Genomic DNA, 19,829 nt, shown 5'->3' with positions numbered 1-19,829 from the left:
GACTGTGTATACGGGGGTGTACAAACGGACCGTGTCGGGGCCGCGGATGGTCAGGCGGCTGAACATCGACGGCGACGGCCAGGGGGACCTGGGCGGCCACGGTGGGGAGATGCGGGCCGTGCTGGTCTACCAGCTCGAGTCCTACCGCTTCTGGTCGCGGAAACTGGGACGCGACGACCTGACGCCCGGAAGTTTCGGTGAGAACTTCACCGTCGACGGGCTCCCCGACAACGAGGTGTGCATCGGTGACCGGTACCGCATCGGCGGTGCCCTCTTCGAGGTCTCACAGCCGCGGGTGACATGTTACCGGGTCGGCCTGCGCCTGGGAGAGCCGCAGATGGCGGCGCTGCTGGTGGCCCATCACCGGCCCGGTTTCTACCTGCGCGTCATAGAAGAGGGCGAGGTGGAGGCCGGGCAGGAGATCGTCAAGGTCGCCACCGGCCCGGAAACGATGACCGTCGAGGAGATCGACTCGGTCCTCTACCTCCCCGGGCACACTCGCGAGCAGGTGGAGCGGGCTCTGCGGATCCCCGCCCTCAGCCCGGGCTGGCAGGGGTCGATGCGCACGCTCCTGGAGCAGGCCGAAACGGGGTTGGGCTCGTCGTCGGGCAGCGCCGGCCTCACGGCGGCATCCAGCACCCCGCCCCCTGCGTGGACCGGCTTCCGCCCCCTGACGATCACGGACGTCCGGCCCGAGAGCGAGAGCGTGATCAGCCTGTCCCTGGCCGCAGCAGAGGGCCATGCCCTGCCGACTGCCCTGCCAGGGCAGTTTCTGACCGTGAGAATACGACCTCAGGGTGATGGGCCACCGCTGATCCGCAGCTATTCGCTGTCTGGCCGGCCCGGCACAGGGACATACCGGATCAGCGTGAAGGTGGAACCACATGGTGTGGCGAGCAACTATCTGCGCGCGCACGCCCGCGCCGGTGACAGCCTGGACATCGCCGCGCCCCGCGGCACGTTCTGCCTGTCCGACGGCGACAGCCCGGTGGTTATGGTGTCCGCCGGGGTAGGAGTGACTCCGGTGCTCGCCATGCTGCATTCGCTGGCGAGCGCCCGCTCCCGACGGCAGGTGTGGTGGCTGCACAGCGCCCGCAACGGCAAGGAGCATCCCTTCGCCCAGGAGGTCCGCCTCCTGCTGGAGCGCCTGGACCACGCACGGTCGATCATTTACTACAGCAGGCCGAACACCGAAGACCGGCAGGGCCAGGACTACGCGCAGGCGGGTCGCATGACGAGCGAGCGGCTTCTCGGCCTGGGTCTGCCCACCGATGCCGATGCCTACGTGTGCGGGCCGGTGACCTTCATGGACGATGTCACCGACGCCCTGGTCAAGGCCGGCCTGCAAGCATCGCGCGTGCACACCGAGAACTTCAGCGCCGGTCCCTCGATCACCCCGGGAATCAAGGGTGCGCCGCCGGCGAGGGCGCCGCACCAGCCCCCGGGCCCTGCCGGCACCGGCCCTTCCGTCTCGTTCACCCGCAGTGGGCTGACCGTTTTGTGGGACGACGCCCGCAACTCCCTGCTCGAACTCGCCGAAGCCTGCGACGTCCCGGTCCAATGGTCGTGCCGCACCGGTGTGTGCCACACATGCGAGCTCGCCCTGATGTCAGGGAGCGTTGACTACTCACCCGATCCCGTCGAACCGCCGGGCGACGGAAACATCCTCATCTGCTGCTCCAAACCCGCTCAGGACGTTGTCCTGGACCTTTAACGCTGCCGCCCTATGGGTAAACAGACCACCCACCACCACAACCCCCAACAACCACAGTGGTGGCTGGGGTTGGCGGAGGCTGCACTGCTCGGTGAAGTCGGTCAGGAGCGGTAGTCCCGCCGAGCCCAAAGGAGGGGACTCACAGACCCCCTTGGAATCGATCATGCAGGGAATCGGCAGGTGCTCTACCGGCGGACCGCCGAGATCAGTCCGCCGGGCCCCTCCTCGCGCTGTGGCGGGGTGCTGATCGGGCGGCCGTAGGCGGCAGCGCGCTCGCGCAGGGTGTGGCTCTCGGCCTCCCAGCCGTGCCCGGCCAGCCAGCCCACCGGGTCGTCGGGCATCTCCGAGACCCACATGGACGCCGCCGATCCCGGCACGGCGTCCGCGCCGAAGCGTTCGATCACGCCGCGCGAGCCCAACGTCAGCCCCATCCGACTGCCCGCCGCCGACTGCGCGCTGATCCGGGCCAGCAGCAACTCCACCGCGTCCTCGGGCAGATAGATCAGCAGTCCTTCGGCGATCCACACGGTCGGCACCGCCGGGTCGTGCCCTGCGGCAGCCAGCGCGCCTGGCCAGTCCTCACGCAGATCCACCGCGACGGTGATCCGCTCGCAGCGTGCGACGGCCCGCTCCTGGCGCAGCACCGAAGCCTTGAAGTCCAGTGGCGCGGCGGTGTCGACCTCGAACAGCCGAGTGCCCTCGGGCCAGTCCATCCGGAAGGCCCGGCTGTCCATGCCGGCGCCGAGCAGCACGACCTGCCGGACCCCGGACGCGGACGCCTGCTGCAACAGGTCGTCGAGGAACTTCGTCCTGATGACGATGGAGAACGCCACGCCCAGCCGACGGCGGCGCGCGGCCTCGTCATCGGGCAGCGGCGGCGAGCAGGGCCACAGGCCGCCCGCGGTGGCGAAGGCCTGCGCCAGTGGGTCACGGAACAGCGCATCCTCCCGCGTGTGCTGGGCGTCTCCCACACGGCGGGGAGCAGGAGCAGGGCGAGAGTCGCAGTGCTCACCAGTGCCGCTGCCAGGAGCAGTGGAGTCGTGGTCCCGATGGCCGCCGAGAGCGGGGCGGCGCGGGCGAGAGCGAGCGGTCGGGCGGCTAAGGAGATCAGCGTGTCGAACGATCCCACGCGCCCGAGGGCTTCTTGCGGTATGCGGCGTTGCATGATGGTTTCCCACAGCGGCCTGAGAAGGCCGACTCTGAACATACCCGCGAAGTACGCGGTCGTGACGATCGGGATCGGTAGGAGAAGGGCGAACGCCGTCAGCGGGAGCGCGAAGACAGCGGCGCCCACGGCGACGCCGACCAAGGGGCGGCGCACGGGCAGCCAGGAGGCGGCGTAGATACCGGCGACCAGCCCCACCGTGCCGACTTCTGCAATGACGACCCAGGCGGCGTCTCCGCCCAGATGACGTACGGCGATCACCCGGCCCAGGGTGAGGAGGAGGCCCGCCGTCAGGTGCCACACACCGTGGCCGAGGACGTTGGCCAAGAACCACGGATGGCGGCGGGTTTCAGTCCACCCCGCGTCCAGGTAAACCCCAGATCTGCAATGACGTCTAGACCCGGATACGCGGCCGGCCTGAGGCCGGGGGAGGCCGCGTTCACGTCCCGAGCGGTTTCCCGTTTGCGCACGCGGCGCACGGGCACCGCCCGGCTGCACCGCTGAGAGTCAGGTCCAGCCGGGCGGACGGTCCCGCGGGCTGCAAAGGACCCGCAGGCTGCACAGGCGCCGGGGACGGGGGCCGGCCGGTCCGCCCGCCCGTCTCGTCATCCTGCTGCCTTGGCGGTAGCTGGCCGCCCGCGGCGCGCCAGCACCGCACCACCGGCTCCCCGAACAGCTCATAGACGCTCACCTCGCAAGGCCGCGCACGGCCGTCGACACCACCGCGAGGATCACGGTGGTCACCGCGATGGCGACCATCACCGCCCGCCCGTTCCACGCCGTGGGCCGCAGATTTCCACGTGCCCGCTCGATGGAACTGCTGTGATCATCGGATTCGGTGCGGAGCCGGGGGTCGCCCGGCCGGGGCGCGCAAGGCTCTGCGCCATCATGGCGAGCATCCACGCACAGCCCAACGAGTGGCCAGGAGCAGAAGCTACTCCCCCGGATCGATGGCGATCGGGCCGTGGTTGCTCCCGGAGACGGCGACGACCGGGCCTTCTCGCCCCGCCAAGGCAGCGGCCTGCCCTGGTACACGGTGGCCGTTGCCGGGAGCACCGGCCGGCCGGAGGATGAAGGATGCGGACGCCGCGGTCCGCTCCGGCCCGTGCACCAGGGCGGCTGCAGCCAGAGTAGGACGGTGGCCCGGGCAACATCCTGACGGGCCCCGGAAGGGCAGAGGGGTCAGCGGTAGCGACCCGCGACGTCTCCGCCGGGGTGGTCAGCGAGCGTCACCGAGGCGACCGCGCGCTTGCCGACCGCCTCCCGGTGCACCTCGAAGTCCTGGCACACGGCCATCACGATCTCCGTAAGTTGCTGTGTGGCCTCGGAGGGCCGGATCAGCGGTCTGAGCCACTGGATGCCGCACGTACGTCCGCCGGAGGCTCCGGCGGTGCCGACGGCCTCCGGGAGGCTTGCGGTTCCCGCATGGGATCCGGCGGTTGTCGGGGATGGTCTTGCGGTTGGCGGTGCGGTGCAGCGGCGAGCCGTGCAGGCCGTGGGCGCCGTAGTGGGTGCGGGGCCGGCCTTCTGGATGCGCGATGTTCTGCGAGATGTCCGGGAGCGCCGCCTGCTGGGTCTCGAAGGGGTCGAAGCCGGGGAAGACGCAGTCGGTGCCGTAGTTGCCGGTCCCGCTGGCCTTGTTGCCCTTGTCGCAGCGGTAGTTCAGCGAGGACCACCGCGCGGGAGTGGACAGGTAGCCGGGCCGGGTGAAGGCCAGGGTGTAGGAGGTGTGGCGGCCGCCCGGCAGTTCTACGAACGCGAGGCCCACCTCCGGGTACCGAGGAAACACGGCGAGACGATTGTCGGCGAGGACCAGGAAGAGCGGGAGCTGAAGCTGGGCTCCTGGATCGGGAACCAGCGGAGCAGGGCCGCGACCCGTGGTAGTCATCGGCATGTCGCACCTCCTCGACCACCTCGAGCCGGCCACGATCCACCGCAAACAGCAGTCCACGCCCCGGCGGGCCGGGATGGCCTGCAGCCGGCCCCTCGGATCCTGGTCCTGCGGCACCGGTCAGTTGTCATTCCGAGGGGCAGTTGTTCCACAGCTTGGCGAGCTCTCGGGGGATGTCGACGCAGCCGCCGCTGAACGGGGCGGCGCTGTGGCTGTAAACCCAGGGCTGGCTGCCCCGGAGGATGAAGTACTTGCGTGCACTGCCGTCGTCCTGGATGCCGATCTGCTCCTGGCGCGTCGCGCCCGGGGTGAGCTCGAAGGCGGTCGCGGCGTACCGGGTGCCCCCGCACTGCCCGTACAGGAACTGACCCGGGCGCGGCTTGATGTGGCGGAATAGGGCGTTGTGCCTGGTGTACGCGCGGGTGACCGCCGTCTTGACCTCTGCGGTCACGACCAGGTTTCGGCAGCCGCTGCTCTTCGCAGACCTATCCGTCACCGCCTGACCACCGCCTGCAGCCGTGGTAGCCGCCAGCCGAGCCCTATCCGATCCCGCTGCAACCGAGCCGCCCCCGGAACTGCCCCCATGGGCCGCACCAGCACTGGTACCGGTGCTGCACGCGCCGAGCAGAAACACGGCGGACAAGCCGATAGCGGCCGAACCCATCGCGCGCGGCATGATGAAACGCATCAGAACCAATCCCCCAAAAAGAGATGATGTGGAAGCAGGCAGGTCACGCCTGTTTTGTGCATGCCATCCTCCGGACCGCTCTCGACAACGGCCTCCCCGTCCCGTCACAGCCCTGCAACAACACTCCTCCCGCAGCGGCGGCCTGTCCTTCGCGGGACACGACCGGCAGACGCAGCAGGTACCGCCTGTCACATGCCCGCGCCAGGCCCGCGCAGCTGGAGCCGGGCGCCGCGCCCGGCTCCAGCTGGCCGTGGATCTGGTGGCGGTCGGCAACAGCGTGGACGTTGTCGTAGCTCCGGTGTATGCCGGGTTGGGCCGTGATGTGGCAGGGCCGGTGGCTGGTCCTGCCACATCACCACCTCTGACGCAATGGAGCGGGTCAGCTGATCCCGGCGACGACCGGTGCCGCGGACACTGCCGACGCCGTGATAGCCAGGACGGCTGGCGGCGGTGCAGCAGGAGCGGATCTCGGCATACGGATTTCCGAAGTGATCCAAACCCCACGTGTCCACCATGACCGTCAGCTTTTAGACATCAGTCCCGCAGGCAGGCGGCGGCCAGCCGCCCAGTACGCTGACCGGAAACGATCATTCGAAGTGGTGTGACGGCCGAGTGCCCACGGCGGTGGATGCCGCGAAGAACAACTCAAGGCCGTGACACGGACTTTCAATCCCTGCTCCAGGGTCGCCTGCACGGCCGAACTCTCCTTTCTGACCGCCGTGCGCGGGTCGTACGACACGGTCACCGCCGACTACGTCGAACGCGTCCCGTCGCCCACCGCGATGAACCCGCTCTCACGCGCGATGCCGGCGGGGTTCGCCGAACTCGTGCGAACAGCCGGTCCGGGCCTGGTCGCGGACCTGGGATGCGGCCCGGCCGCATGATGGCCCACCTGGCCGGGCTGGGAGTGTCCGCCTCCGGCGTCGACCTGTCACCGAAAGATGATCGGGCCGCCCCGGCATGCCTGTCCGGACCTGCGGTTCAGCGAGGGCTCGATGACCGCGCTGGAGATGGGGGACGGCGAGCTCGGCGGCATCCTGGCCTCGTACTCCACCCACCACGCGCCCCCGCAGCGGTTGCCGGCGGTGATCGCCGAGGACCACCGCGCACTCGCACCCCGCGGTCACCTGCTCTGGGCAGGCTCATCAACTTCCTTAGTAGTCCCTACTGTTGCGTACGTACGGTTCCGTGCATGAAGTTGCTGCGCATGTCCAAGGCTGCGCAACGTCTCGGAATACACCCGATGACGCTTCGTCAGCGGGCGTTGGACGGCAAGATACCGTTTACGTCGGTCGGGCGTGAGCGCCACTTCTCCTCCGTGGATACGGAGAACATGAAGCGCGGCGGCGATTCCCCAACTGCCCGTTCACGGCTGGAGTTGCTGTACGTGCGCGTGCCCGGCTCGTCTGGGCAGGAGGCCTCGCTGGAGGCCCAGGAGGCCGAACTGCGGGCCACCTCCACGGGCGAGATCGTCGGGCACAATGGAGGCCAAGGCCGTCATCTCCGCCGTCCCGAAGACCAGCCGGACCGACCGGTCGAAGACCGGCCCCACCTGGCCGCGAACCAACCGCCTCACGCCCAGGCCACGTGAGGTTCCCTCCCCGGCCAGGCCCACCGGCCCGACCGGCCAGCGTCCGGAGGGACACACACCACCGGGCCGGACCCGGCTGCCCCGCGCACCGGCACCAGGGCGTGACCACGATCAACACACCCACCAGACGTCGACACCGGCCACGCGGAGCAACACTGGGCGCAGGATTCCATCTCCACGCTCATGCGTCCCCGTCCAGGCGGGCAGAACCCATGTCAGGGCCTACGGTTCGCATGGAATCCCTTAGCTGATCAGAGATGCTACGGGCATCCGGTGTCCTACAGGTCGTACCTCCTGCCCCTGGACCACATGATCGGCCTGATCGAGCACACCGGATGCCTCGCCACCGCGAAGCTGGAGCGGAAGCCCGGCGGACGGGTGAGCAGACCACACGCCTGCCCGCTCGCCCGCAGACCCGAAAAGCCCTGACGAGCCTCGCTCCTGCGGCGAGGCCGCTCATGTCGGATCGCCGACGCAGGCCCGCTTCGGCCCGCCGCGCCCAGTTCACCCTGGCCGCCTCCCACCACCGCAGCTATCCCGCACAGGCCCCAGGCCCCACACCGCTACCTGCGCCGGCGCAACACCGACGCCCGCCACCTGGACGTCCTCGCCGCCCCACGCAAGGAACGCGCCCGCATCAGCAGCCAGAAGGGCACCCGCCGGGGCGGGCGCCTCCTCGCAGTCGCAGCCTGAACCCGAGCGGCCCTCGCCTCACCTCCGCCAGAACAGGTGGTGCCTCACGCCGCTCGGGCTGGGCACGACCTCCACGTTGGAACGTGGTGTCGCAGAGCGTGAACGACCGACGCTCGTGGTGAGTCATGACGAACACCGGAGTGCGGAACGGGGGCTCCTGCCCCAACCAGCCGCGCCACTCGTCGTCCTGCCAGGGCCCGCGCTGGGGACCGAACTTGTTGCGGCCCATGATCTCGGCACTGATGTTGCGCGCGAAGTCCCGCATGAGTAGTCGTCCAGGCCCCGGTTCCCCCAGGATCCGTACGCATGGGCCAGCTCGCCGTCGCTCCGGCCCAAGCGAACAGCCTCTCGGGGCGGTCGAGGCCGAACGGCCGCTCAAAACTCTGGTCCTCACCGGCACCGATACCGTCACTCGAGACATTGAAGTTCATGACTCGAGAGGGGCCCCCAACCTTTTTCCAACGCTCGTCACGAAGCGTCCCCGTCGACGGTGCGGCTGCGGCGGACACGGACGGCATCAAGGCCGTCGCGGTGACCGCCCACGGCCACTCACCTGCGCCGCCCAGGGCCGCTCCACCGCCGCGGTGCGACTGCTCACCAAGGAACCGGCCGGCCCGGACCCCTCGCACGACCACACCGCGCAGGGGTCCGTACGACGCTGCTGCCGACCGGAGCAAACCCGCCAACCAGGGCAAGAACCGGACGGCAGCCCCGTCCCTGACAGAGGAAGCCGGGGAGGAAGTCGACCGCTGGCCGGCCGTCAAGGGCCTGTCCACCATCGAGGCCACCCGCACCCAAGACCGATGCCTGCCATATTAGAAGGCTAGCCTTGCAAGACTTGCCTGATAAGGCTAGCCTTCTAATATGAGTGCACGGGCAGCGGACGACCGCGCCGAAACCCTTGAGTCAAACCCCGCGTTGATCGGGGTTGCGACGAGGTTGCGGATCAGCATCAGCGCGTTCAGGCGCCGCAGTCACGAAGCCCTGAGCGAGGGAGATTTGACGGGCCCGCAGCTGACGGCTCTCTCGCGGCTCGAACGGCTGGGTCCGGTCACCACTGCGGAACTGGCCAGGCGTGAGCAGATCACCCCCCAGGCGATGGGAGCCACCGTCGCGGTTCTGGAAGGCCGTGGGCTGGTGGCCCGTGCCGCCGATCCCGCCGACGGGCGTCGCTGGCTGCTCACGGTCACCGATGCCGGCCGGGCCGTGCTGAGTTCCGAGCGCAGCGCTGTCGCCGACAGGATGGCGGCGGCGATGGCGACGTCCTTCACCTCCGAAGAGATCGCGACTCTCGACGCGGCGGCGCCGCTGATCGAGCGGCTGGCCGACCTGTTCTGACCGGCGACCGTGATCATTGAGTCTCACTCCCAGGACCGGAGGGCGTGCCATGCCTGAGCCGGAGTCCGACGTCGTCGCGAGCGCCCGGAGCGAGGCGGGCGGTGCTGCGCGTGCCTTCTGCTGGCGGTTCACTGTGCCGCTGTTGATCGGCTCTGCGCTGAACCCGATCAACAGCTCACTGATCGCTACCGCTCTGGTACCGATCGCCGCTGGCCTGCACGTCCGGGTCGGGCAGACCGCAGCCCTGGTGACGGGACTGTATCTGGCCAGCGCCGTCGCCCAGCCCACGGCCGGCAAGGCCGCCCAGGTGTTCGGTCCGCGACGGGTCTTCCTGACCGGAATCGCGCTGGTGGCAGTCGGCGGCACGGTGGGCGGTCTCGCGCAGGACCTGATCACCCTGCTCATCAGCAGAGTCCTGATCGGTCTCGGCACTTCCTGCGCGTACCCGACAGCGATGCTGCTGATCCGCGGCCGAGCCCACGACGCCGGCCTCGACGAACCACCCGGCAACGTCCTCGGCAGACTGCAGATAGCCGGCACCGCCACGGCGTCACTGGGACTGCCCGTCGGTGGCGTCCTGGTCGGCGCCCTGACCTGGCGATCGGTGTTCTTCCTCAACGTGCCGGTAGCACTGATCGCCCTTGTTGCGACACTGGCCTGGATCCCCCGTGACAACCCCGCCGGCCGCGACACCCTGCGTGGCGTCGCCTCCGCCCTCGACGTGACGGGCATCCTCGCTTTCGGCGCGACGATGACCGCACTGCTGGTGTTCCTCTACGACCTGCCCGTCGTGCACGGGTACCTGCTCGGCATCGCGGTGGCGGCGGGAACAACGCTCGCCCTGTGGGAGTTGCGTGCCGCCACCCCATTCCTCGACGTGCGCCTGCTCGCGGCCCACCGGGCTCTGACCCGAACCTATCTGCGTTTTGGCCTCACCATGCTGTGCGTCTACATCGTGCTCTACGGGCTCACGCAATGGGCTGAGGCCGTACGCGGCCTGTCCGAGAGCGCATCCGGGCTGCTTCTGCTGCCCATGACCCTGGTGTCCGCGGTGGTCATCTCGCCGGTGTCGCGACGCAATCTCGTACGAGGACCGCTGATCGCCGCCGCGCTGATGTGCACGGCGGGGTCGGTGGGCGTGCTCCTGCTGACCTCGTCGACCTGGACCGGCCTGGTCGTCGCCGTCACCGTTGTGTTCGGCATCTCGATGGGCGCCGCTTCAGCCGGCAACCAGACCGCCCTGTACGACCAAGCTCCCCATCAACAACTCGGCACCGCCTCGGGATTGCTGCGCACCTTCGCCTACATCGGCTCGATCGCCTCCTCGACCATCACAGGCATCGTGTTCCACACTCACGTCACCGATCACGGCCTCCACCTGATCGCCTGGATCATGGTCGGCATCAGCGCCGCCCTATTCATCATGACCATCGCCGATCGCGCGCTGGACCCGCGAACCCGACGCTGACACGGGCCACTTAGTGGACGTTAAGTCCGTTTCGGGTCAACAACCAACGCTCGCGGGCCGCGACACTCTCCCCCGAGCGCGTGGAGCAACTGTCCGCCATCGGCATGCGCTGGGCGTAGCCGCGTCTGAGGGAGATCCGATGAGACGGGCCCCGAGGAGTCAGGTCAGCGAGCGGGGTCGAGAAGGATCTTGCGAACGCCGTCGGCGCGGTCGGCGAACAGCTCATACGCCGTGGGGCCGTCGGAGAGGGCGAAACGGTGGGAGACCACAGCCTCCGGCTTGATCCGGCCGGCCTGGGCGAGGGCGATCAGAGGAGGGAGTTCATAGTGGACCGAACAAAGTCCGATGGCGAACTCCAACTCCTTCACCTGGGCCAGTCCCATGTGGAAGGGAAACGCCTTGCTCTGGCTGACCCCGATGACGCTGACCCGGCCGGCCTGGCGGACTGCCTTGAGGGCGAGCCCGATGGTCGCGTCCGAACCCACGGCCTCCACCACGGCGTCCGGTCCGCGCCCGTATGTCATCTCGCGTATGGCCGTGCGCGCGTCCTCGCCCTCGACCGGCTCAACACCCAAGGTGGCCGCGAAAGCACGGCGTTCTGCGACCAGGTCCGCGCCGAGGACACGGGCGGCTCCCATGGCGAAGGCGGACTGGGCGGCCATGAGTCCGACCGGGCCGAGGCCCACGACCAGGACGGTCTCGCCGGGCTGAATGCGGGCGCGGCGGCAGCCGTACCAGGCCGTGGGGGCGTTGTCCGTCAAGACGACGGCGGCCTCGTCGGAGATCCCCTCGGGCAGGTGCACCAGGTTGACGTCGGCGTGGGGCACTGCCAGGGCTTCGGCCTGGCTGCCCGGTAGTTGGGGGCTCACCCCGTAGCAGAGTTCGGTGCTGGACTTGGCGCGCTCGCAGCGGGCGGTGAACCCGGCCGCGCAGGACCGGCACAGGGCGCAACCGACCGAGGCGGGCACCAGGACCCGGTCGCCGGCCTTGAATCGGGTGACCTGGCCGCCGATCTCGACGACCACACCGACGCATTCGTGCCCAGGTGTGTAGCCCGTTTCCGGGCTGAACGGGTTGCCATGGTAAATGTGCAGGTCACTGCCGCAGATACCGGCGGTGGTGACCTTGACGACCGCGTCGGTGGGGCTGGTCACGGCCGGGTCGGGAACATCCACGTAGCGGATGTCGTGGCGGCCGTGGTAAGTGAGTGCCTTCACTGCTTTCCTCCTCCTTTCTGCCCTACGCGTCCGCGACCTTGAGCACGAGCTTGCCGTTGTTCTCACCGCGGAACAGTCGCATCAGGGTCTCGGGGAACGCCGCCACTCCACCGGGCACCACGTCCTCCAGCGACTTGAGCCGGCCCTCCGCCCGCCACGTGGCCAGTTGCGCGATTCCCTCGGCGTACCGGTCGGCGTAGTCGAACACCACCATGCCCGTCATGGTGGCGCGGTTGACCAGCAGCGACATGTAGTTGCCGGGGCCTTGTGGCTTAGTGCTGTTGTATTGGGAGACAGCTCCGCAGATGACAACGCGGGCACCGCGGGCCAAACGCAGCAGCACGGCGTCCAGGACGTCGCCGCCGACGTTGTCGAAGTACACGTCGACGCCGTCTGGGGCGTGCTCGCGCAGCGCCTTGCGGATGTCTTCGGTCCGGTAGTCGATCGCGGCGTCGAACCCGAGCTCGTCCACCACGAGTCGGCATTTACGCTCGCCACCGGCGATGCCGATGACCCGGCAGCCCAGGATCTTGGCGATCTGGCCGACGACGCTGCCGACGGCCCCGGCCGCACCGGAGACCACGACCGTCTGGCCGGGCTCGGGACGCCCGATGTCGATGAGGCCGAAGTAGGCCGTCAGCCCCGACATGCCGAGTGTGCCGAGGTACGTCGGCAGGGGGGCAGCCGCGGCGTCGACCTTGGTGACACCGCGCCCGTCCGACAGGCAGTACTCCTGCACGCCGAATGTGCCCGACACATGGTCACCGACCGCGAAACCGGAGTGCCGGGAGGCGACCACCTGGCCGACCGCACCGGCGCGCATCACTTCGCCGATCTCCACCGGGCGGATGTAGGACCTGCCCGCGTTCATCCAGCCACGCATCGCCGGGTCGATCGACAGATAGAGCACCCGCACCAGGAACTCCCCGTCGCCCGGCTCGCCGATCGCCTCGTCGATGTGCGCCCAGTCGGTGGGCTGCGGCTCCCCCACGGGACGTGCGGCCAGGCGCACCTGGTGGTTGACTCTGCGCATCTTGGGCTGCTCCTTCGGTGGAACTGGGCCGACGGTCACGGCGGCATTGCTCGTCGCGGCGTGCCCCTGACTCACGGGCATACCATCTAGTCGGTATGCCCGTGAGCGTAGGGTGCCGTTCCTCCCGGGGCAAGCGGATCACCGCGCAACGTGTGATCCGGCTGGTCAAGCAGGAATTCGGGATGGCCAGGGCCGACCGGCAGCGCATCGGCGAGCGGCTGGCGCCCATGGTGCTGTCGGCCTATCGCAGCCAGGACGGCATCGAGCAGTCGCTGCGGGCCTTCGGCACGCCCGACCACACGACCAACCCCGAACGCACTACGCGTAGCGCGCTCGTCACCGCGCTGACGGACGGCGCGGCGGCCCCGGCGACGCGCAACCGGCTGAGCGCGCCCCGGTCCCCGGCCCCGGCCCGGCCGCGCCGCCCATCCCGCCCGTCCCTTCCTCCTTCACTCATGCCAAGGGACATGGGCAGAGCAGCCACCACGGGGATGTCAACGTTGACGGCCACCCTGAGATCCTCGGCCTGGACGTGGCCACCACCAAGGACAGCGCCAGCTGGCTGGCCTTCCTGCGCTCGTTGATCGCCCGAGGCCTGTCCGGCGTCCAACTCGTCGTCTCCGATGCCCACGCAGGCCTGGTCGACGCCATCGGCGCGCACTTCGGACGGGCCGTGATGTACCGCATCGCGCTCTGAGCACTGATGCCGAACATGCGCATCAGATGAAGCAAGTCGTCGACCACGAAAGCCTCTTCACCGATCCGGTGTCTGGATCGCGAAGAAGGGCTTGCGCGAGCGAGGCAGCGTTGCCAGCGGCTACGCCCGTCTGGACAAGCGCGGCGCCGACCAGCTCGACAGCCTCGCTGGGCAGGTCGGCATCGCCGAGTACCGGGAGCAGGAGCAGCAGGCGGGCATGCGGCGCATGGACGCCCGGAGCCTTCTCGTCGGGCGTGCGGGCGATGTGCGCGAGCTCCTGCGCGTCAAGAGCAGCTTCGGCTTCCTCGAAGGCCTGGATGCGTTCGGTGATCTCGAGGTCCACCAGGCCGTTGACGAGGCGCTGCTGGTCGGTGCCAGCGAACGTGCCGCAGCTGCTGACGAGGGCCTGATACTGGCGGTGATCACGAGGTGGTCGAGGGGGCCGGATCGGTCACACCCCTGTCGTCCAGGTCAGGGGCCGGGGCTCCGGGCGGGTGTCGGTGGCGGGCATGGCCTGCTACAAGCTCGGCGAGTGGTCCCGCTTGATCTACGCGTTCTGCGCCCTCCTCACCTTGGCGGCCCTGGCGTTCCCCGCCGCATCCCGCAGCTGGCGTCAGCGAGCGACCGCGTCGTAGCAGTGGGCGAAGGTGTCGGTGACCACGGGCCAGGTGCAGGGTGTCGGCGGGGTCTCGCGGTTGTGGTCCGCCATGCGGCGCCGGGCTCCAGGAGTTCGGGCCAGCCAGACAAGCTCGTCGCAGAGCGCGAACGTCGACGGGCGGCACAGCACCCCTTCGCAGTTGTGCCGGACGAAGTCAGCGACGCCTGTATGGGCGCGCGCCAGGACCGGCACCCCGCTGGTACGAGCCTCCAGGGCGGCGATGCCGAACGCCTCGTGGTTCGAGGCATTGACGAACAGGTCTGCCTCGGACAGCAGCCGCCGCACCTCGCTCGCATCGATCCGGCCCGCGAGACGGACCCAATCGGTCATGTCGTGCCGGTGCACGTAGCGGCGCATGGCTGCCATGCACTGCCCGTCCCCGGCGATTGTGGCGCGCAACGCCACGTTGCGGGTAGCCAGTCGCGACTGCGCAGACCGCACAGCCGCCAGCAGCTCCATCGGCTGCTTGCGAGGGACGAGGCGGCCGACGGAGACGACGTGGACGCGGTCGTCGTCGCGGCCGTTTCGTGCCGGGCCGCGCCACAGGACGGGATCGATGCCGTTGGGAACCACCAGCGGCGTCAGGTGCGGCAGGGCCTTGCCGATCAGCCCCGCGGCGGACCGGCTGACGGCCGTCACGGCGACCGGGGCGGACAGCCCGTAGGCCGGCCGCCCCAGGCAGCGGTAGAGAGTGCGCACCACGGAGCCCCAGGTGCTGTGCACCGTCACCACTGCCGGGATCTGCAGGCGCCGGACGCACGCCAGCGCCGACCAGGCGAACAGCGACACCGCACCCACGTGCACGTGGACGACCCGCGGCGCGAGGCCGGTCAGCAGCCGGTCCAGCTCCCGCCCCGCCCTCGGATGGACGGGCAGCTGATAGGGGATGCGTGCGGTGATCCTGTGCACGGGGTACGGCCACGAACCCTGGCTATGGCCGACGGCAGGAGTGGCGGTCGTCACCGCAACGTCCTGCCCGGACCGGTACTGCGCTTCCGCCAAGGCGATGACCTGGCTCTCAATCCCACCAGTGCGCGGCGCAAAGCAGTCCGAAATGTGGAGAATCATGCCTGGGATATTCCGATATGCCGAAATTCTTCGGTGGGAGAGCGCCTGGTGATGACTCATACGTGTGTGTTCCTTCACGCCCATCCGGACGACGAGGCGCTGCTGACCGCCGGAACGATGGCGAGGCTGGCCTCCGAGGGCCACCGGGTGGTGCTCGTGCTGGCGACCTCAGGGGAGGGGGGCCTCGCGGCACCGGAGTACCTCGCCCGGGGACTGGGCGGCCTGCGCCGCGCGGAGGCCCGTACCTCGGCACGTCTCCTGGGCTGTGCCCGGGTCGCCTTCCTCGGCTACCGCGACTCCGGGCACACGTCCCCTCCCCCCGAGGGGTCGTTCGCCGCGGCGGACGCCGACGAAGCGGCAGGGTGCCTCGCGGACCTGCTGGCCTCCGAGCGCGCCGCCGTCCTGACGGTCTACGACCCGGCCGGCGGATACGGACACCCGGACCATGTGCAGGTCCACCGGGTCGGTTACCGGGCGGCCCGCCTCGCCGGGACCCCCGTGGTGCTGGAGGCGACCGTCGACCGCGACCTGCTGCTGCGCGGACTCCGCTGGGCCTCCTGGGCCCGCCGCCTCCCACCCGGCTTCGATCGCGACTCCTTCCACCGCGCCTACGCACCTCGTGCGCAGATCACGCACCGGGTGCGGGTCGGGCACCACTGGGCCGCCAAACGCGCCAGCATGGCCGCGCACGTGAGCCAGGCGGGCGGCGGCGACTCCGTGCGGACCCTGGCAGCGCTGCACCGTCTGCCCGCTCCGGTGTTCCGCCAGGTACTGGGCACGGAGTGGTACATCCAGCGGGGTCTCCCACCAGGCACCCGCCTGAGCCATCCCCTGGCGGCCTTCAACGGCTATGCGTGCCAGGCATGGTGAGGCCCCGTCGGCTCTTCGTGCCGCGGCTGCTGGGCCTCGCCTCGGCGGCTGCGGGGATCGCGCTGCTGGTGCTCGCGGTGCCGCGGGCCGCGGGCACACAGTGGTCGGCGGTCAGGGCCGGCCTCGGGCAGGTCGACGGCTTTCACCTCGCGATCCTCGCCACCCTGGCGGGCATGGGCTTGTGGGCCTACACGTACGTCCTCAGCGCCTCGCTGCCCGGCCTGACCCGCTCCCGGGCGCTGGTGCTGAACTGCACAGGGAGCGCCGTCAGCAACGTCCTGCCCGCTGGGGGCGCGGCCGGAGTGGCCGTCACCTACTCCATGACGCGTCGATGGGGGCACCCCCCGCGGGCAGTGGCCGCGTCCATCGTCGTGACCGGGGTCTGCAACGTCCTGACCCGGCTGGTGCTCTCCATCACCGGGCTGCTGGTGCTGGCCGGGCTTTCCTCACCGGGCGCCGGCTGGGCCGTCGACACCGGCGCCGCGCTGCTGGTCGCGAGCCTGGCCTGCGGCGGCCTCTGGCTGCTCCGAGGACCGCTCCGACGGGCCGTCAGGCGCCATGCCGGGACTCGGCTGTTCCGGGGACCCGTGCCCGGAGTCGTAGTGCGGATGCGCAGGCTCGCAGGGAGATGCCGCCATGACTGCCATGCCGTGTGGCTGCGGTCGTGGCCGCGCCTGGTGGGCGGGATGGCAGGCACGGTGGCCGCGCAAGGTCTGCTCTTCCTCACTTGCCTGAGGGTGACCGGTGCCGGTACAGGACTCGGGCCGGCAGCGGCGGTCTTCGCGGCCAGCAGGCTGCTCACCCAGATCGGCATCACGCCCGGCGGCATCGGGGTCACCGAGAGCGCCGCCGCGTTCGCCCTCGTCGCCCTCGGCGGGGCGCCCGCCGCCGTGGCCTCGAGCATGCTGTTGTACACCGCCTTCACCTATCTGCTGGAGATCCTTCTGGGCTGTCTCGCCGGGGCATTCTTCCTGCTGTGCGAAGGGCGGCGCGCCCGCCGCCCCGCAGCAGCCACCACCACGCGAGACCCGTCAGAGCCGCCAGCCCGCCTGTGATGGCGGCGAGCGCGGACGGCCACGTGGGGCCCACTCCGATCGGCATCACGACCAGGAACGTCGCCGTGGTTGCGGCCTTGGCGACGGGGTGCCCCAGCAAGCGCCATGCCACCGCAGCCAGCGGCACGAGACCCCACAGCAGGTACCACACCTGTACCACTGGCGCGCACACCACGACCGTCAGCAGTGCCATGCCCGCGGCATACTCGGCTCCCCTGCGAGGGGCTCGCAGCGCCCAGTAGACGACGGCAGCCGCACCGGCCAGCAGAGCCGCCGCCCGAGCGGCAACCATCAGAGTCCCCGTCCAGGCCCGCCACCCAGCCGCCGAAGCCAGCCACTCCAGAAGCGTGCCCACGTCCGTGCTCGGCGAGAGCAACGTCCGCACGGAGGCAGGGGTGCCGAGTGTACGAACCCATCCGAAGCCCTGTCCGCACAGGAGCCCTTCCAGCAGACTCGCACCAGCGGCCACCACGAGGATCCCGGCCGCCAGCCGAGCCCGGCGCGCCCAGCCGGTCCGGCCCGCCACCGCCGCCACTGCGGCACACAGCAGTGCCGCCCCGGCCGGCGCCTTGATCAGCGCCGCCGTGGTCAGCAGGACGACGCCCGCGACCCACCGGTCCCGGCGGAACGCCACGAGCCCCGTCATCATCGCGCCGAGCATCAGCGCGTCGTTGTGCGCGCCCCCCACCATGTGCAACAGCACCAGCGGGCTGAGGGCAGTGGCCCATAGCGCCCCCGCCACTTCGCGTGCCCCCGTCCCGCCGCTGTCGGCCGCCAGCCGCAGCACCGCCACGACCGCCGCTGCCAGTCCGGCCATCGCCAGCAGCCGCATCCCCAACGTCGCCGCCACCACGTGGCCCTCACCCGTCACGGTCACCACGGCGCGTGCGGCGGCAAGGAAAACCGGCCCGTACGGAGCCGGGGTGTCTTGCCACATCCCGGGCACATTGGCCGACAGCGCCCCTCCCAGCGCACCCGGGCCCAGCCGGTACGCGTCCCACCCGCGCGCCGCCAGCGCCCCCTCGGCGACATAGCTGTAGGCGTCACTGCTGAAGAGCAGCGGGCACGGAAGCAGCGGCAGTGACCAGCACAGGAGGGCGGTCCACTGCTGCCTGCGGGTCACCACGGCCCCGTCGAGCAGGAGGCGGCCCAGCCACCACCACCCGGTCACCAGCAGCACCAGGCCGGCGTACGAGAGGACGAAGCCCACCAGCATCTCCACCTGGCCGGGCTGTCCCCACACGCCGTCAGGAACCCCCAGTGGCAGCGCACCGGCTCCCCAGCTGCCGGCCGCGACCAGCGCGGAGCCCGCGGTGCCGAGCAGCAGCCAGCCCGGAGCCTTCATCGTCACGGAATGAGGGTACGGAAGACCGGTCGGGGATTTTGCAGCCTTTCCTCCATGTTTGTCACTAATCTCTCTGGCATCGGCTGCTCTGCATGCCGCGTGCTGTCCGTGCACCCACATCCTCACCGACGTCCGCCGGGCCTTCGCCGCTGTCGGCGATCCGACAACGCTGCGGACGAGCGGCCGGCTGGAGCCTCAACGGGGACAAAGAGCCGCCGTGGGCGGAGTACGACGCCAACGGCCTGACCTCGCGTGCTGCTGACGGACTACGGCATCGCTTGGCCAACCGCCGGTTCTCGACGGCGTTCGGGCCAAGCGCTTCACCCGCAACCAGTTGTTCGACGCCTGGGCCCGCTACTGCTCGGGCCAAAGCCTCCCGCCGAGCCCGCCCAGCCGGTGGCCCAGCCCCTCCCCCGGACCGCAACGTGCTGGCAGGGGATCTGCGACAGCGACACCGAATTGCTGGCCGACTTCCCGCCGGACCGGGCGATGCGCCTGTGGACGGACCGGTTCATCGACTACCTGGCCGCCAAGCAGGGAGGCACGCACGGCGGACGCCCTACGTGCCGCGTTCGCTTCCAGCGTGGACGAACTGCGGCGGGATCCTGCCGACGGAGGATCCCGCGGAGACCGGCGCTGCGCCCCGTCGCGAGGACAGCCGGCTGTCGGGCGCCCGGGCCTCATCCAGTGGTGAGCATGCCTTCGCGCAGGCGGTCCAAGAGACGGGAGAGCAGCCGGGAGACGTGCATCTGGGAGACGCCGAGGCGTTCGCCGATCTGGGCCTGGGTGAGAAATAGCGAGGGTGACGGCAAGAACCAGCGACATCGAGAAGGCGGCTTGTGTGCTGCGCGCCGGCGGCCTGGTGGCCCTCCCGACCGAGACCGTCTACGGTCTCGGCGCCAACGCCGAGGACCCCGCCGCTGTCGCGCGCATCTTCAAGGTCAAGGGACGCCCGCCCTCCCACCCGCTGATCGTCCACATCGCCAGCGCGGAACAGCTGGACGACTGGGTCCAGGACGTGCCTGCAACGGCGCGCCTGCTGGCCGAACACTTCCGGCCGGGGCCGCTCACTCTGGTCCTGCGGCGCGGTCGCCGGGTGCCCCTCGAAGCGACGGGTGGCTTGGAGACGGTGGCCGTGCGCGTGCCCGGCCGCCCCGTCGCCCTCGCGCTGCTGTCGGCCTTCGGCGGCGGTGTCACGGCCCCGTCCGCCAACCGCTTCGGCTCGGTCAGCCCCACCACCGCGGACCACGTCCGTGCCGAGCTCGGCGAGGCGGTCGACTTCGTGCTGGACGGCGGCCCCTGCGAGGTCGGCGTCGAGTCGACCATCGTCGACGTCAC

14 protein-coding genes and 5 pseudogenes are annotated in these 19,829 nt (G+C 70.1%); 10 read left to right on the top strand and 9 right to left on the bottom strand.

Annotated elements, in window-relative coordinates:
• The first annotated feature begins 31 nt into the window (after nt 1–31).
• Nucleotides 32–1,714 carry an MOSC domain-containing protein gene (locus ACFYZB_RS44265; RefSeq protein WP_388767555.1) on the top strand — a complete coding sequence of 561 codons (1,683 nt, stop codon included), beginning with the start codon at nt 32–34 and terminating at the stop codon, nt 1,712–1,714.
• A 185-nt stretch (nt 1,715–1,899) separates the two neighbouring features.
• Here ACFYZB_RS44265 and ACFYZB_RS44260 read toward each other — a convergent pair whose 3' ends face one another.
• The gene (locus tag ACFYZB_RS44260; RefSeq protein WP_388767554.1) at nt 1,900–2,685 is read right to left on the bottom strand and encodes a class I SAM-dependent methyltransferase; all 786 of its coding nucleotides are present in this window, start codon (nt 2,683–2,685) and stop codon (nt 1,900–1,902) included.
• 2,212 nt (nt 2,686–4,897) lie between these two features.
• Nucleotides 4,898–5,221: a hypothetical protein gene (locus ACFYZB_RS44255; protein ID WP_388767552.1), complete on the bottom strand. Its 324-nt coding sequence runs from the start codon at nt 5,219–5,221 to the stop codon at nt 4,898–4,900.
• Nucleotides 5,222–6,111: 890 nt separating this feature from the next.
• Here ACFYZB_RS44255 and ACFYZB_RS44250 point away from each other — a divergent pair.
• The 3 genes and pseudogenes from ACFYZB_RS44250 to ACFYZB_RS44240 form a co-directional block, all read left to right on the top strand.
• Nucleotides 6,112–6,594, top strand: a pseudogene (locus ACFYZB_RS44250) (class I SAM-dependent methyltransferase); the annotation flags it as partial.
• Between the two features lie 56 nt (nt 6,595–6,650).
• Nucleotides 6,651–7,049 (top strand): hypothetical protein, encoded by a 399-nt coding sequence (locus ACFYZB_RS44245; RefSeq protein WP_388767551.1) that lies wholly within the window; start codon nt 6,651–6,653, stop codon nt 7,047–7,049.
• A gap of 273 nt (nt 7,050–7,322) precedes the next feature.
• A complete protein-coding gene (locus ACFYZB_RS44240) occupies nt 7,323–7,478 on the top strand; it encodes a hypothetical protein (protein ID WP_388767550.1) in 156 nt (51 codons plus the stop codon).
• Between the two features lie 339 nt (nt 7,479–7,817).
• On the opposite strand, the pseudogene ACFYZB_RS44235 reads toward ACFYZB_RS44240, so the two are convergent.
• Nucleotides 7,818–8,173 (bottom strand): annotated as a pseudogene (locus ACFYZB_RS44235) (deaminase); the annotation flags it as partial.
• A 433-nt stretch (nt 8,174–8,606) separates the two neighbouring features.
• Between ACFYZB_RS44235 and ACFYZB_RS44230 the strand changes: the two are divergent.
• Nucleotides 8,607–9,080, top strand: a complete 474-nt coding sequence (locus ACFYZB_RS44230) for a MarR family winged helix-turn-helix transcriptional regulator (protein WP_388767549.1) — start codon at nt 8,607–8,609, stop codon at nt 9,078–9,080.
• A gap of 49 nt (nt 9,081–9,129) precedes the next feature.
• On the top strand, nt 9,130–10,548 hold the full coding sequence (locus tag ACFYZB_RS44225) for an MFS transporter (protein WP_388767548.1): 1,419 nt from the start codon (nt 9,130–9,132) through the stop codon (nt 10,546–10,548).
• 164 nt (nt 10,549–10,712) lie between these two features.
• Here ACFYZB_RS44225 and ACFYZB_RS44220 read toward each other — a convergent pair whose 3' ends face one another.
• Both ACFYZB_RS44220 and ACFYZB_RS44215 read right to left on the bottom strand, forming a co-directional pair.
• Nucleotides 10,713–11,765 (bottom strand): alcohol dehydrogenase catalytic domain-containing protein, encoded by a 1,053-nt coding sequence (locus ACFYZB_RS44220; RefSeq protein ID WP_388767547.1) that lies wholly within the window; start codon nt 11,763–11,765, stop codon nt 10,713–10,715.
• Between the two features lie 22 nt (nt 11,766–11,787).
• On the bottom strand, nt 11,788–12,798 hold the full coding sequence (locus ACFYZB_RS44215; RefSeq protein WP_388767546.1) for an NADP-dependent oxidoreductase: 1,011 nt from the start codon (nt 12,796–12,798) through the stop codon (nt 11,788–11,790).
• 493 nt (nt 12,799–13,291) lie between these two features.
• Here ACFYZB_RS44215 and ACFYZB_RS44210 point away from each other — a divergent pair.
• Nucleotides 13,292–13,456, top strand: a pseudogene (locus ACFYZB_RS44210) (transposase); the annotation flags it as partial.
• Nucleotides 13,457–13,517: 61 nt separating this feature from the next.
• On the opposite strand, the gene ACFYZB_RS44205 reads toward ACFYZB_RS44210, so the two are convergent.
• Nucleotides 13,518–13,838: a hypothetical protein gene (locus ACFYZB_RS44205; protein ID WP_388767545.1), complete on the bottom strand. Its 321-nt coding sequence runs from the start codon at nt 13,836–13,838 to the stop codon at nt 13,518–13,520.
• Between the two features lie 270 nt (nt 13,839–14,108).
• Nucleotides 14,109–15,281 carry a glycosyltransferase family 4 protein gene (locus tag ACFYZB_RS44200; protein ID WP_388767544.1) on the bottom strand — a complete coding sequence of 391 codons (1,173 nt, stop codon included), beginning with the start codon at nt 15,279–15,281 and terminating at the stop codon, nt 14,109–14,111.
• Between ACFYZB_RS44200 and ACFYZB_RS44195 the strand changes: the two genes are divergently transcribed.
• A complete protein-coding gene (locus tag ACFYZB_RS44195; RefSeq protein WP_388767542.1) occupies nt 15,273–16,091 on the top strand; it encodes a PIG-L deacetylase family protein in 819 nt (272 codons plus the stop codon). The genes ACFYZB_RS44200 and ACFYZB_RS44195 overlap by 9 nt on opposite strands.
• Nucleotides 16,085–17,146 carry a YbhN family protein gene (locus ACFYZB_RS44190; RefSeq protein ID WP_388767541.1) on the top strand — a complete coding sequence of 354 codons (1,062 nt, stop codon included), beginning with the start codon at nt 16,085–16,087 and terminating at the stop codon, nt 17,144–17,146. The genes ACFYZB_RS44195 and ACFYZB_RS44190 overlap by 7 nt, the downstream gene beginning before the upstream one ends.
• A 7-nt stretch (nt 17,147–17,153) precedes the next feature.
• Here the strand turns inward: ACFYZB_RS44190 and mptB are convergent.
• Together mptB and ACFYZB_RS44180 are read right to left on the bottom strand one after the other, a co-directional pair.
• Nucleotides 17,154–18,491 (bottom strand): annotated as a pseudogene (gene mptB, locus ACFYZB_RS44185) (polyprenol phosphomannose-dependent alpha 1,6 mannosyltransferase MptB); the annotation flags it as partial.
• 680 nt (nt 18,492–19,171) lie between these two features.
• Nucleotides 19,172–19,282, bottom strand: a pseudogene (locus ACFYZB_RS44180) (sigma factor-like helix-turn-helix DNA-binding protein); the annotation flags it as partial.
• 11 nt (nt 19,283–19,293) lie between these two features.
• Here ACFYZB_RS44180 and ACFYZB_RS44175 point away from each other — a divergent pair.
• On the top strand, nt 19,294–19,829 hold a 536-nt coding region (locus ACFYZB_RS44175), incomplete at its 3' end, for an L-threonylcarbamoyladenylate synthase (protein WP_388767540.1).

The sequence above is a fragment of the Streptomyces sp. NPDC001852 genome, from assembly GCF_042891825.1.
Lineage (GTDB): Bacteria > Actinomycetota > Actinomycetes > Streptomycetales > Streptomycetaceae > Streptomyces.
This window is presented reverse-complemented; position numbering and strand designations above follow the sequence as displayed.

Coding starts and splice junctions, on each gene's coding strand:
- ACFYZB_RS44245 (WP_388767551.1), top strand. CDS start 6,651: ATGAAGTTGCTGCGCATGTCCAAGGCTGCGCAACGTCTCGGAATACAC.
- ACFYZB_RS44230 (WP_388767549.1), top strand. CDS start 8,607: ATGAGTGCACGGGCAGCGGACGACCGCGCCGAAACCCTTGAGTCAAAC.
- ACFYZB_RS44225 (WP_388767548.1), top strand. CDS start 9,130: ATGCCTGAGCCGGAGTCCGACGTCGTCGCGAGCGCCCGGAGCGAGGCG.
- ACFYZB_RS44215 (WP_388767546.1), bottom strand. CDS start 12,798: ATGCGCAGAGTCAACCACCAGGTGCGCCTGGCCGCACGTCCCGTGGGG.
- ACFYZB_RS44195 (WP_388767542.1), top strand. CDS start 15,273: ATGACTCATACGTGTGTGTTCCTTCACGCCCATCCGGACGACGAGGCG.
- ACFYZB_RS44200 (WP_388767544.1), bottom strand. CDS start 15,281: ATGAGTCATCACCAGGCGCTCTCCCACCGAAGAATTTCGGCATATCGG.
- ACFYZB_RS44190 (WP_388767541.1), top strand. CDS start 16,085: ATGGTGAGGCCCCGTCGGCTCTTCGTGCCGCGGCTGCTGGGCCTCGCC.